Origin of the sequence: Mesobacillus subterraneus (genome assembly GCF_003937825.1) — a bacterium.
Lineage (GTDB): Bacteria > Bacillota > Bacilli > Bacillales > Cytobacillaceae > Mesobacillus > Mesobacillus subterraneus.
In genome coordinates this window covers 56,237-68,388 of sequence record NZ_RSFW01000019.1, presented here as the reverse complement: position 1 = coordinate 68,388, position 12,152 = coordinate 56,237, and the positions used below count along the sequence as shown (strand labels likewise).

Annotated in this window: 11 protein-coding genes; 8 read left to right on the top strand and 3 right to left on the bottom strand. The window is 41.2% G+C overall.

Annotated elements, in window-relative coordinates:
- Window positions 1-166: 166 nt before the first annotated feature.
- Window positions 167-1,312, top strand: a complete 1,146-nt coding sequence (locus EJA10_RS16660; RefSeq protein ID WP_125481158.1) for a cation:proton antiporter — start codon at window positions 167-169, stop codon at window positions 1,310-1,312.
- Window positions 1,313-1,387: 75 nt separating this feature from the next.
- Here the strand turns inward: EJA10_RS16660 and EJA10_RS16655 are convergent, their stop codons facing one another.
- Window positions 1,388-1,594, bottom strand: coding sequence for a YwbE family protein (locus tag EJA10_RS16655; RefSeq protein WP_125481157.1), 207 nt, complete (start codon window positions 1,592-1,594; stop codon window positions 1,388-1,390).
- Window positions 1,595-1,738: 144 nt separating this feature from the next.
- Between EJA10_RS16655 and EJA10_RS16650 the strand changes: the two genes are divergently transcribed.
- From EJA10_RS16650 to EJA10_RS16640, 3 genes are all read left to right on the top strand, one after another.
- A complete protein-coding gene (locus EJA10_RS16650; protein WP_125481156.1) occupies window positions 1,739-2,452 on the top strand; it encodes a hypothetical protein in 714 nt (237 codons plus the stop codon).
- A gap of 287 nt (window positions 2,453-2,739) precedes the next feature.
- Window positions 2,740-3,570, top strand: coding sequence for an STAS domain-containing protein (locus EJA10_RS16645; RefSeq protein ID WP_125481155.1), 831 nt, complete (start codon window positions 2,740-2,742; stop codon window positions 3,568-3,570).
- Window positions 3,571-3,580: 10 nt separating this feature from the next.
- Window positions 3,581-4,321, top strand: coding sequence for a Cof-type HAD-IIB family hydrolase (locus EJA10_RS16640; RefSeq protein WP_125481154.1), 741 nt, complete (start codon window positions 3,581-3,583; stop codon window positions 4,319-4,321).
- Between the two features lie 111 nt (window positions 4,322-4,432).
- Here EJA10_RS16640 and EJA10_RS16635 read toward each other — a convergent pair whose 3' ends face one another.
- The gene (locus EJA10_RS16635; protein ID WP_125481153.1) at window positions 4,433-6,115 is read right to left on the bottom strand and encodes a glycosyl hydrolase family 28-related protein; all 1,683 of its coding nucleotides are present in this window, start codon (window positions 6,113-6,115) and stop codon (window positions 4,433-4,435) included.
- A gap of 180 nt (window positions 6,116-6,295) precedes the next feature.
- Between EJA10_RS16635 and EJA10_RS16630 the strand changes: the two genes are divergently transcribed.
- The 4 genes from EJA10_RS16630 to EJA10_RS16615 all read left to right on the top strand — a co-directional run bounded on the left by EJA10_RS16630 (window position 6,296) and on the right by EJA10_RS16615 (window position 10,077).
- Complete coding sequence (locus EJA10_RS16630) at window positions 6,296-7,345, top strand: FUSC family protein (RefSeq protein ID WP_246017828.1); 1,050 nt, start codon at window positions 6,296-6,298, stop codon at window positions 7,343-7,345.
- Window positions 7,346-7,578: 233 nt separating this feature from the next.
- Window positions 7,579-8,010, top strand: coding sequence for an RDD family protein (locus EJA10_RS16625; protein WP_170169169.1), 432 nt, complete (start codon window positions 7,579-7,581; stop codon window positions 8,008-8,010).
- A 102-nt stretch (window positions 8,011-8,112) separates the two neighbouring features.
- Window positions 8,113-9,078, top strand: coding sequence for a DMT family transporter (locus EJA10_RS16620; RefSeq protein WP_125481151.1), 966 nt, complete (start codon window positions 8,113-8,115; stop codon window positions 9,076-9,078).
- Between the two features lie 159 nt (window positions 9,079-9,237).
- Window positions 9,238-10,077 (top strand): Clp protease N-terminal domain-containing protein, encoded by an 840-nt coding sequence (locus tag EJA10_RS16615; protein WP_125481150.1) that lies wholly within the window; start codon window positions 9,238-9,240, stop codon window positions 10,075-10,077.
- Window positions 10,078-10,630: 553 nt separating this feature from the next.
- On the opposite strand, the gene EJA10_RS16610 is transcribed toward EJA10_RS16615, so the two are convergent.
- Window positions 10,631-12,001, bottom strand: coding sequence for a metallophosphoesterase family protein (locus EJA10_RS16610; protein WP_125481149.1), 1,371 nt, complete (start codon window positions 11,999-12,001; stop codon window positions 10,631-10,633).
- Window positions 12,002-12,152: the final 151 nt, after the last annotated feature.

Genomic DNA, 12,152 nt, shown 5'->3' with positions numbered 1-12,152 from the left:
AAGTAATCACGAAAATTGACTAACTCAATCATTTTCCAGTGTAGAAAAAACATAATGAGGGTAGTAGAAAGGATAGCGAATGAGCAATTTAGTAAGTAGTAGACTTTTTTATAAGAAAGAATGGACAGGCAGATTTCCATAAATAAAATAAAGGTGTTGTTGAAGATTGAATTTGACATTGGCCATAGGGTTATTTTTACTGGCATTGTTTCTGATCGGATTGATTGGAATCAAAGTCATTAAAATTCCGGATATCCTTTTATATATTTTACTCGGGCTCTTTTTATCCACAATTATTAAAGAGTCCAAAGTAATCGAGATTGCAGGGGAAATCGGATTAATCCTGCTTTTTTTCCTTTTGGGTACGAAATTTTCCGTTAAAACTTTGATCACCTATAGTGCGAAAGTGTGGAAAGGCGGTCTGCTCGATGTCTTTCTCGGGCTTTTCGTTACAGCTGGAATCAGTTTTCTTTTTGGACTTGACTGGGTCTCCGCATTCCTCGTTGGAGGGATTGTGTATGCTACAAGTTCTTCAATTACAGCAAAACTGCTTGAAGAAAAGAATCGAACCGAGAACAAGGAATCCCAATTCATGCTCCTCATTCTTGTCTTTGAAGATTTAATAGCACCTATTCTTGTAACAGTATTAATAGGACTTACCGGAGAAGGTTTTACGGCTGCGGACTTTTTGTTCATACTTGTTAAAATAATTCTTCTTGCAGGGGTAGCTGCTTTCTTTTCCATCGTGGTTTTCAGAAAGTTGGAACCTATTTTAAAAGAGATCAATCAGAATGATATCTTCATCGTCTTAATTACAGGAATCGCACTCACTTACGGGGGAGTCGCTCTGCTGCTTGGCCTGTCTGAGGTCATCGGCGCTTTCCTCGCTGGCATGATGCTGTCTGAACTGTCGATAAGGGACAAAATTGAAAGAGCAGCTTTGCCGGTTCGCAATATTTTCCTGCCTTTCTTCTTCCTGAACTTTGGAATCCACATCGAACTGACCAGGGACATTCCCTATGTGGGACTTTTAATCGTCCTGATACTTTGGTCTTTGCTCCATAAGGTCATTGTAGGATATGTAGGCGGGCAGTGGTATGGTCTTGGAAGAGCAGATTCCTTGATGGCAGGATTGTCATTGACACAGAGAGGAGAATTTTCCGTCATAATCGCAGCTCTTGCTGTCGGAGAACTGAAGATGTTTGCGAGCATCTATATCCTGGTGATTGCTTTCATTGGGACAATCCTGTTCCAATTGGCTCCGCGACTCAATAAACTTATTGTTGAAAAGGTAAAAGAAAAGACCAGTTAAGGCATTAAAGGGAGAGCCCTTTAATGCCTTTTTGCCTTTCGGGATATGGGCAACAGGCAAGTTGTTCCTGGCCTGTTATTCAAGTAATTCCTTCACTCGGCCAACCTGACCGTCTTCAAGTCTGACTTTGATTCCGTGGGGATGTGTACTCGAATTGGTTAGAATGTCTTTTACGATTCCAATTGTCAGTTTGCCGGATTTTTGATCTGCTTTAAGAACAATACTGACTTTGTTTCCTGGTTTGATTTCATTGCGTATTTTTCCTGTATTGTTATCGGCCATGGCTGTTCCTCCTGAAATTAGTTATGACTTTAGTATAAACTTTAAGCAGTCCAAAACAAATTTATATATTGATATTTATCTCTCTCTTATTTTGAATTATCATTAAATCTAGGTATGAGTAATCTAGACGAGTGAGGGGTTATCTTGAATTTTAAAAAGTATGCAACCATGCTGGCAATCATCCTACTTATTCCAGGCGGCATCTATTTTTATCAGCAAGCCCAAGCTTCAAAGTATGAAGGCATGACATTCATACCTGAACAGTCAGATGATGTTCCGCTTTATAGAGGGCTGAAGGCTGAGAGTCCAATTTATAAAATAAAGGGGAACAAATGGGAAGATATCATGGTTTTCTACCAACAGGAACTTCCCAAAAACGGCTGGGCTGAGGAAATGATGCAAGTATCTTCTGACTTTTCGGACGGTGCAGGCTTTATCTCAACCTGGCGGAAAGAACATCAGGGTTGGGAGCTGTCAATCCGTGCGGCATTTTATAAAAACACAAACCAGACAGAGGTTTTATTTGATAAAAAAGAACCAAAGCAAGCTTTTGATTGGATTAAAGGCGAACCGAGTGAGATATGCATAAATGAACAGCCAGATCGAAGTGATGAATGCTATCCAATCATTGAGTCAGAAGTAATCCTAAAAATTGCTGAACTCATAAACAGCGCGTCAGAAGCAGACATGGAACAAATTCCATACAACGAAAAAAGCATTATTGAGATAGGGCCATTGAAAATCGAAGTTTACTATGATTTGGAGAAAGGGATTTATCTTGTGTCAGAAAAAGGCGAAAAATGGATGAAACCAGAAACAGAATTTTTCCAACTGACAAGAATATCGAAAGAATACTGATTATTCCGCCTGGATGCCCCAGCTGGATTTTTTTGGTATGGTGTCTTCCCAGAATCACTAGTTTTATCAGGAAAATTGACCTGGGCCTACAAGATTATTTTTATCATAGGTTGACTAATGAACAGGTCCGAAGAAGATAATTTTCACGTAAAAGTGTATTCTATTGATATAGACCGTTCAAACCCTCTCGCATACTCAATAAGAAGTGACTGTATAGTTACAAAGACTGTAAAATAATAAATATTTAACGCTTTTTTTCATACTTAACGATAAAGGAAGTGGCCTTGATGAATCCAACTTACGCGGTTGCAGAAGAATTACAGCACAATGCCAATTCAATCGCAAAAGAGATGGTACAGAACATCATTCAGAATATCGGGGTTGAAATACCAAAAACGGAGATCGATCAAGCTATTGTTGTGTACACTGAGTACCTTGGATTTCTGGGGGAGGTCATTCATCATGATGAAGAATCTGCTCCGGCTGCACTCTTGGAATGGAGCCGCAATAATGGGGAACGGGAAGCGGCAAAGGGTGGAAGAATTTCGGATATCATCCTCAGGTATCCTCCTACGAGGCTCGTTTTCATTGATAAAATGGCAGAAATCAGTCTGAAACACGGCGTCAATACAGAGGATTTGCTTTCTATTAACAAAAAAGTAAACAATATGCTGGATATTAGTATTAATGAAACCGTTTTTGCATTCGAGAGACTAAACGCAAAACTGATGAAGGAAGTTCAGGATGAAGTAAATATTTTATCTGCGCCAGTTGTTCCGGTACAGGAGAATGTCGCGGTCTTGCCGCTTGTCGGAAAAATGGATCATGACCGGGCTACCTTAATCATGGAAAAAGCGGTCCCGATGGTTGCTAAGCAAAAAATCCAATGTTTAATCATCGACTTCTCTGGAATTGTCACCATCGATGCGACAATAGCAAAGCATGTATTTGATATACATAATGTCCTAAGGCTGCTTGGAGTGGAGTCGATCGCGACTGGCATGAGACCTGAGCTTGCCCAGGCAGCGGTTGAGGGCGGTGTGGATTTTTCCAGCATTAAAACGTTCGCTACGGTCAAACAAGCCATCGACAGTATCAATAGCAATCATAAATTATAGGAGGTTCGTTTTGAACAGACCAGATATTAAACTAATTGCACTGGATATGGATGGAACCTTGCTGAATGAGCACCACGAGGTGTCAGAGGAAAATAGAGAAGCCATCAGGAAAGCAGAAGAAAAAGGGGTCAAGGTTGTGCTAAGCACAGGCCGAAGCCTGAAAACTGCAAGAGACTATGTTCTTTCGCTTGAATTATCCTCTTATCTCGTCACTGTCAACGGCGGGGAAATTTGGGGTCCGGATGGGAAATTAGTCGAGAAGAACCCTGTAGCAACAGAGCACATACAATGGATGTATGATTTATCGAAAGAGCATAAAGCAAAGTTCTGGGCGATCAGCAGCCAAAACAATTGGAATAACTCTATGCCGGATGATATCCTTTCCGAAGAATGGCTGAAATTCGGCTTTCATATTGAAGAGGACGAAATCAGGGAGAGTGTTCTTCAGGAATTAAAGGATAAAGGTTTGTTTGAAATCAGTAATTCCAGCCTGAAGAACATTGAGGTCAATGCTATTGGGATCAATAAAGCAAAAGGACTGGAAAAGGTATGCGCACGCCTTGGCATTTCGATGGGAAATGTCATGTCAGTTGGAGACAGTTTGAATGATATAGCCATGATCACCGAAGCAGGCCTAGGGATTGCAATGGGCAATGCCCAGCAAGCTGTAAAAGAGGCTGCTGATGATGTCACCGGTACAAATACCGAAAGCGGAGTGGCACAGGCAATCAACAAATGGGTCCTATCATAAGAAAAGCGCAAGTGCACCCGACAAGTGCTGGAGCTGGACAATTCTCAAAGTGAAATTTATATCTCTTAGAGTCGGAAGCAGCAAACGCTGCTTCCTTTTTCGTTAAACGTATTATCCCAGGGAGGTGCTTGATTCTCCTCGCTGCAAAATCGGCATCTTGTATCCGCTCGATTCAACTTCTCTAATATCCACTTGATCGCCAATCACTTCAACGACTGCCGTACCATTTATGGCATTTGCAAAAACTTTCTCAACCGCCGCCTTTTCAATTCCTTTTCCTATATGGACGGCGACAGGGGCAGAGTGCCGGGAAGCCACTTGTCGAAGTCTGACATTATCTGCATGGTTTCCGCCTCCGAAGACCTTTATATCAGATCCTGCACTCGTAAAACCCGTTATATTTATATTTTTCAGCATGATATTCCTGGATTTATACTGGATGGCAATGACTGGTTCTCCTCCATAGTCGTATGCAGGATCACCAATGACGGTAAAATGGTTAACCGCGACATTTTTGTAAGCAGAAATAACCATTGCCCTTGGTGTTGAGGCGGCATACAATTCGGTATGCACCGGCTTGAATGATACCAGATTCGCAGCTCTAATATTGATCGCTGTTTTTGATTCAGGATCGCTCTCCTTGTGATGCCCGATATGCCTGAAGTTGAAGCTTCGGTTATCATTAACGGAGAGGTGGCCGATGATGACAACATTATTGGCGGCAGACGAAGTATGATGCGCCTTCACCTCCACACCGCCGAAGCATCTGGCAGAAGAGTTGTTTAATAGCCAGACATTGCGTGAACCGTCATCGATTTCGATTCCATTCGAATTCGAGAATCCCTTTTTATGTGCCTTGCCGCTCGGGTCACACATATGGCAATTAGAAATGAAAATATTATCACTGTGGTGTGTTGTGATTCCATCATCTCCAAAACCATAGCCTGATAGATTGTCCAGCCAGACAAACTCACTTCCGCCACGGGCCCTATATCCGTCACCATAATAATTATAAAGCGGGGAAGAGATATCGAAACAGTGCAGCCCCGGGTTAATCGCCTCAACATCCTTGACCCATCCATATTTCAAATTGGCATACAGCAGACAGCTGGAGTGGTTTCCCCATGTACTTGTTTTTTCCGTGTTTCCCAGCCGCTCAACATTCCAATCGAGCGTCATTCCCTGGACATGGACGTTTCGATTACCGGTACGGTGGTTCGTGTTGGTAATCAGTCTCGTTCCCTTTGGAGCGGAGTCATGCAATTTAATGACCGTTTTGCCTTTACCTGTGCCGACCAGGGAGGTGAAGGAGGGAAGCCTTATTTCCTTCACGATAAAGACTCCTTCAGGAACATGGACTTTCACTCGCCCCTTGCCAACGGCCATCCGGAATGCCTCCGTACAGTCTGTCTTTCCGTCACCAACAGCCCCAAAATCCTCTATATGAACCTCCCGTTCGATTTCTTTTAGCAGGTGTTTATATTCATCATTCAATTCGGCCATCCATTCTGGATACACATTGCCATTTTTGTCTACAATGGTTTCAAATGACGGGGCATCATCAAAAGCTGACTTCGTCTGGATGATCTTTCTTAATGTGGAACTGAAATTGGTAAAAATGGACGAGAAACCAGCAGTCATTTGTGGATGGGCAGGTGTATAATCCTGTATGGCTTCTTGGAACAACAAATTAGTTTCATTTACCAGGTCTTGTATAGTTAATGTTTTACCGCTTATTTGCGAGAGTAGATCCGAATTTTTCCGAGGATCATGATTTTTTTCTAAATGGACCATTTCATCCCCACCTTTTTATAAAAGCTGCTTGAATATTATTTCCCGCTTCAGGGCAACATAACCTTTTTAAGACGCCTTTTCTACTAATTTATGTCTTGATAACGATCGAGAGTGGTTTCATTTAAACAATCAAGGTAATTATAGAATATAAGCTTACTCAAGAGAGTGAGGGATACATAATTGATTACTTTAGGTCCACGGGTTTTGAAAACAGGCCTGGCAGTGGTTCTTGCATTGTACATAACGAGGTGCTTAGGACTGGAACCGCCAGTATTCGCTGCTATTGCTGCTACATTCACCATCCAGCCATCGATCTACCGGTCCTGGAAGCAAGTGATCGAACAATTCCAGGCAAACACACTTGGAGCTGTAATAGCCGTTACTTCAATCTACTTATTTGGAAATAACCCAATCGTCATTGGACTGGTCGTGGTGATTGTCATCATCATCAGCCTGAAGCTGAAAATGGAAAGCTCCATCTCTCTTACCTTGATCACCGTATTAATCATGATGAGTTCACAGGAATTCGAGGGAATCATTACTGCTGCCAACAAGTTCGTCATCGTCCTGGTTGGGATGGGATCCGCTTTTCTTGTCAACCTCGTCATCTCACCTCCGAACTTCAATAAGAATTTCAGAGAGAAAATGGACGAGAGCTTCAGGACCTTATCTTTGCTGATCAGAACGGTTATCTCCAATGAACTGACGGAAAAAACCTTCCAAACGCAATGGAATCAATTGAATAAAGATATCAACAAAATTGAAGAACTTTATAAAATCCTTGATGAAGAGAGGGAGAAGATTTCAAGGGTTAAACCTACGGATGTCAGGGAAATCGTTGTATTCAAACAAATGCTTTCCTGTCTAAAACAAGGTTCGAAGCTGCTTGATATTGTAGAAGACCATTTCTTCCAGAGCCAGCCCGACCGCCAGGATACCAAAGAATTTGACCGGCATCTGGAGGAATTGATTCAATATCATGAAATGGTCCTGCTAAAATTCTCGGGGAAAATAAAAGCTGCCGATACAGAAGGTATTGTGGAGGAAACGGGACAATTTCTCGAAACCATTATTCAGGATGAAACCATTGACCAACAACACAGGCTGCGGCTGATCATCATTGGTTCCGCAATCTACGATTATGCTTTCCAGCTTGAGCGACTTAACGAACTAATCTCCCAATATCAAAAAAGGCCCGAACCTGAGAGGTCAAAATTTAGAATCTTATAAAGGAACAATTTTTGATAGAAGAATGAATGTTATACAGAAATAAAATAAACAAAAAGAAAGTGGCAAAGAACGATCCAAAAAACAAGAATAAAATTTCCCTTAATGTATTATGTATTAGTATTGTGTAAAACCTCATCCATCCTTGGCTTACGATGAAGCCGAATGATTTATTTGAAACAGACACTACAAAAAAGTGATTTCTAACAAACTTTACCAACCAGGAGGAAATCAGTATGAACAGTCCGGCAGGTTTTTGGGTAAGACTGGGGGCATCAATTTTAGATGGACTCATAATCGGAGTACCGCTTTTAATCATCAGCTATTTGGCTACAGGAAGCTGGGATGAAAATCTTTTCACGCAGTCATTAAACTTTCTTTATACATTGCTTGTACCAATATTATGGTACGGTTATACAATAGGAAAGAGGATTGTTGGTGTAAGAATCGCGAAAGTGAACGGTAAGAAGCTCGGTTTCGGTGCCATGATCATGCGGACAATCGTTGCAGGAATCGTTTATACGCTAACGCTTGGTATCGGGGTAATCGTCAGTGCCTTTATGGTGGGTCTTCGCCAGGACAAAAGGTCGCTTCATGACTTCATTGCCGGCACCTATGTGACGTATGAAAAGCCTGAAGAGTTAAGCCGCGAAAAAAATACATTCTAGATTTGACGCCTGGTCCTTCAGGCGTTTTTTTTATGGAAAAAGCTGGTGTTAAAATTAATCTTTTATGCTATATTTGATAGAAAAACGAAGGGACTTGATTGGATGGGACCAATAATCTTCGGTATTTTTGCGGCGTTCTTTTTTGCATTCACATTCGTCCTGAATCAATCGATGGAATTATCAGGGGGAAGCTGGATTTGGAGTGCTTCTCTACGCTATATTTTCATGGTTCCATTCTTGCTGATGATCGTAATTCTAAGAAGGAATTTGAAACCCTTATTGCTGTCGATGAAACAAAACCCGGTTCCCTGGCTGCTGTGGAGTTTTGTCGGCTTTGTTCTATTTTACGCTCCATTGACTTATGCAGCAGCCTATTCGCCAGGCTGGCTAATAGCAGGTACCTGGCAGATTACCATCATTTCGGGAGCTCTGCTAACGCCTTTGTTTTATGAAACCCGGCACAGCAACAACCGTTTGGTAAAGGTGAGGGCGAAATTACCCTTGAAAGGCCTTGGAATGTCTATGATTATCCTGCTGGGAGTCTTGCTCATGCAGCTTGAGCATGCAAAGCATATTCCAATCGAAACTGCCTTGCTGGGCATTGTGCCCGTATTAATCGCCTCTTTTGCATACCCGATGGGCAATCGTAAGATGATGGATTTTACAAAGGGTTCATTAGATGCCTACCAGCGGGTCCTTGGCATGACACTGGCCAGTTTGCCATTCTGGTTTCTGCTCTCATTGTATGGACTATATACCGAAGGTCCGCCATCCATGAACCAGAGTTACCAGTCATTGTTAGTAGCCTTAAGCTCAGGAGTGATTGCCACCATCCTTTTCTTCAAAGCCACTGACATGGTCAGGGGGAATATGCAAAAGCTTGCTGCAGTTGAAGCTACACAGGCAATGGAGGTCCTCTTCGCGCTGGCTGGAGAACTTGTTATTTTATCCATGCCGCTGCCTTCACCATTATCTTGGTTTGGCATCTTTGTCGTCATGCTGGGAATGGCCCTACACAGCTACTCGACCATCAGGAAGAAAGTAAAGAGCTTAAAAGTTAGTGCTTGAAACCAGAAAATATTATGGTTAACTCCATCCATTCTGTAAAAAATGAAGGTTCTATCATACAAGAAGGAAAAAGAGGTTTATTCTCAGAAATAAAAGTAAAAAAAGCATTTCAGTAAGCTTTCAAAAAAAATTACTCAACTTTTCGATAGGAGGCTGTGGATGGATTATAAGAATGTGAAGTTCACAAGACAATTGGCAAAAGCAATCGAACTTGCTGATCAGGAGAGAATCAAAACAAAAAGCAGTTGTTTGTTGCCTGCGCACTTATTGATAGGTTGTTTGGATGATGGTTCTACTCCTGTTAAAGAAGCAAAGGAGAAAACTGGCATTGATATTGTTTCACTAAAAAATTCAATAATACGGGCGGAGAACTCAACTCCAGGGATTTTATTTAAACCTTTTAAGTCACCAGTCAGTACTGAGACAAAGCAAGTGCTCCAAGTTTCAATCAACTATATGAATTCCTATAATCAAATCTATCTCAATTTGGGGCATGTAATTAAGGCATTAATAACTACGGGTCTTACAGAAGGGTTATTGTCTCAGGAGCAAAGTCATGCTCTTTTGTCTCTTGCAGCTGTATCAAGGGATATGCTGGTAAATCTTTCTGATTATACTGCTCCTGAAATATCTTACAGGAACATAAGGAAAGTAACGAACTTGGATGCCGATGGTTTGATGCGGTTTATCGAGGAGGAATTTTCCGGCCGCTGGAACGAATCTATAAAAAACGCATTCTCTCAGCTTCACCCTCCTATTATTATTGCAAAGGATTCATCGGGCAAAATAGTTGGATTTGCTGTATACAATACCAATGGCCATTTTGGTCCGATGGGAACCGCTCTTAACAGGAGGTCTGAGGGGATTGGCGTATCTCTGCTTCATTGCTGCCTTAATGAAATGAAGCTTAAAGGCAAAAGGAAAGTCATTATTGACCAGGCAGGACCAATTGAATTCTATGAGACAGCTTGCAATGCCCAAGTAATTCCAGTTAGATAAAATTGCAATCTTCCAAATACTGAAAATGATCATATGTGCACCAGGCGTTGGGGTCCGTCTGTTAATAGAGCTCGCAGCATCACAGAGCCATGACCTCTTGACGCCAACCGCAATAACTTTATTGACAAGGGGGGATAGTTTTCATTCCCTTATGTGCCAATTTATTTGCATGAATGTCTGTTAAAGTACAATGTTAATATTAACACCTGTGGATTGTAGTGGAAAGCGCGTAGACTCGTGCGGGATCAGCTTGACAGGTAAGACCCCGCAGACGCCAACGGCGGCGAGGAGGCTCAGCGCCAGCCCCGAGGAAGAATTGCTTATGAAAAAGACGGCAGTTGGTCTTTTTCATATTCTTCCCGCGGAAAGCGAAGCGCCTGTAACGGAATTCAACAACCAAATTTAACAGAGCCTATAGAAAAATAATGTCCGTAATAGCTGCAAATACGGCATTTTTATTTACGCCGGTAAATGTTTTTCGCTGAAGTCAAAAAAAAAAGAAAGACCATTTTAGGGTCTTCTGATGTAATTTTCTAGTCAGCCATTATGGTTCCTAATTATTGATTGTACCAGTCCACAGCTCAAATAAAGGAGTCTTAACTGGTGTACCTGCGAACATCTCTCCGGGCTTATAGATAATAGTATACGTTAGGTTGTTCCATTTCGAGAAACCATTTTCCTTAAGAGCCTGATGATATTTGGGCCTCCATGTGCCTGTGTTCAAATAAACCCGTTCTTTTTGTTTTGCTCTATTTTTTTCTTTAACAATGCCTATTGTCTTTTTATAAGGGTCATGTGTATGACCATAAAGTACGTATTGGTATTTTTCAGGCAAGTATTCTAAATCTTCTTTTGCACCAGCGAGATATTTGCTTTCGTGGACGAATTCCTTGACTGTATCCCATTTGTCAAAAAGCTGTAGCTTCCACACCGAATTTGATATATCAAATGTTCTTAATAGAGTACCTATCAGCTGCACTTTATCACCGTTATCAAGAGGATGCCAGAAGCGATCATGTTTTTTTATCCACTCCTTAACAAAAGGAATTTCCATGAATTCCTCTCCGACTTGCCGAAATGCCGAATTAATGGCATCTTGTACAAGGTCCCCAAACTCTTCATACCGTTTAACTTGATATGAGAGCCAAGGAATAATTGCAGAAATAGGTCTGACATCAAATAGATTCCTAAAATTATTGCATATTTGATTGATATCTTTCTCTGAAAGGCTTAACTCTCTTAGCCTTTTACCCACCACTATAGGGAGTTTTGAGGCAATCTCAGCTGCGATCACGTCACCAATTGGGGTTTGCATATAACTTTTTAGGTTTTTGTGATCTCCTTCAAAATTAAATGGGTCCCATTCGTGCCCATGCCGCGCAAACACCCCATGCTGTTCGTCCAGAAAATAAGTAGGAAATTGATCATTCTTTGACGACAAACCTTGCAAGTTGAGTTCATTGATTACTCGTTTTCTCAAAGCGGGATATACACTACATAAACGATCATGATTTCCCGGAATGTAAACGATTTCGGGACGTTTTGGAAATCCTAGCTCTTTCCATTCTCTTCCGGATAGAATTGATATTATCTCCTTATTCTCTTTCATTATATTACTCAAAATATCATAGGCTACCGCTTCTGTTTTCTTATTAGCTGTATTTCCCCATGGACGATCAGATAAAGGAACTTCAATTATTTCACTTCCAACTTTTTCTTGGAACCATCTTTCTGTCCTTATCACATCAAAAATATCCCCTAAAAGAACTATTTTAATACTCATATCGTCTGTATTTAAATGATTCAGCGCAGCATTTGCCTGGCGGGCAAGTTCAATAAAAGTATCTCTGAAAAGTTCAGATTCAACATGATGCCTACCTGCAGTTCCGTCCATTAAGTGTAAATCACTAATAAGTATAATCATCCTTTTCACATCCTTTTAGCCTGCCAAATCTTTTCCATAATGAGGTTTCTCCGTGAATAATGTTTTAGTGTGCTTGTCGATAGGTTACCGTACCACACGCAAGCATCTTTTTAAGTTGAGTTGATAATAGACGCATAGTTACGATGAACCT

Excerpts from the sequence above, each read along its gene's own strand:
- EJA10_RS16625 (WP_170169169.1), top strand. The coding sequence starts at position 7,579 with ATGAACAGTCCGGCAGGTTTTTGGGTAAGACTGGGGGCATCAATTTTA.
- EJA10_RS16620 (WP_125481151.1), top strand. The coding sequence starts at position 8,113 with ATGGGACCAATAATCTTCGGTATTTTTGCGGCGTTCTTTTTTGCATTC.
- EJA10_RS16645 (WP_125481155.1), top strand. The coding sequence starts at position 2,740 with ATGAATCCAACTTACGCGGTTGCAGAAGAATTACAGCACAATGCCAAT.
- EJA10_RS16610 (WP_125481149.1), bottom strand. The coding sequence starts at position 12,001 with ATGATTATACTTATTAGTGATTTACACTTAATGGACGGAACTGCAGGT.
- EJA10_RS16655 (WP_125481157.1), bottom strand. The coding sequence starts at position 1,594 with ATGGCCGATAACAATACAGGAAAAATACGCAATGAAATCAAACCAGGA.
- EJA10_RS16615 (WP_125481150.1), top strand. The coding sequence starts at position 9,238 with ATGGATTATAAGAATGTGAAGTTCACAAGACAATTGGCAAAAGCAATC.
- EJA10_RS16635 (WP_125481153.1), bottom strand. The coding sequence starts at position 6,115 with ATGGTCCATTTAGAAAAAAATCATGATCCTCGGAAAAATTCGGATCTA.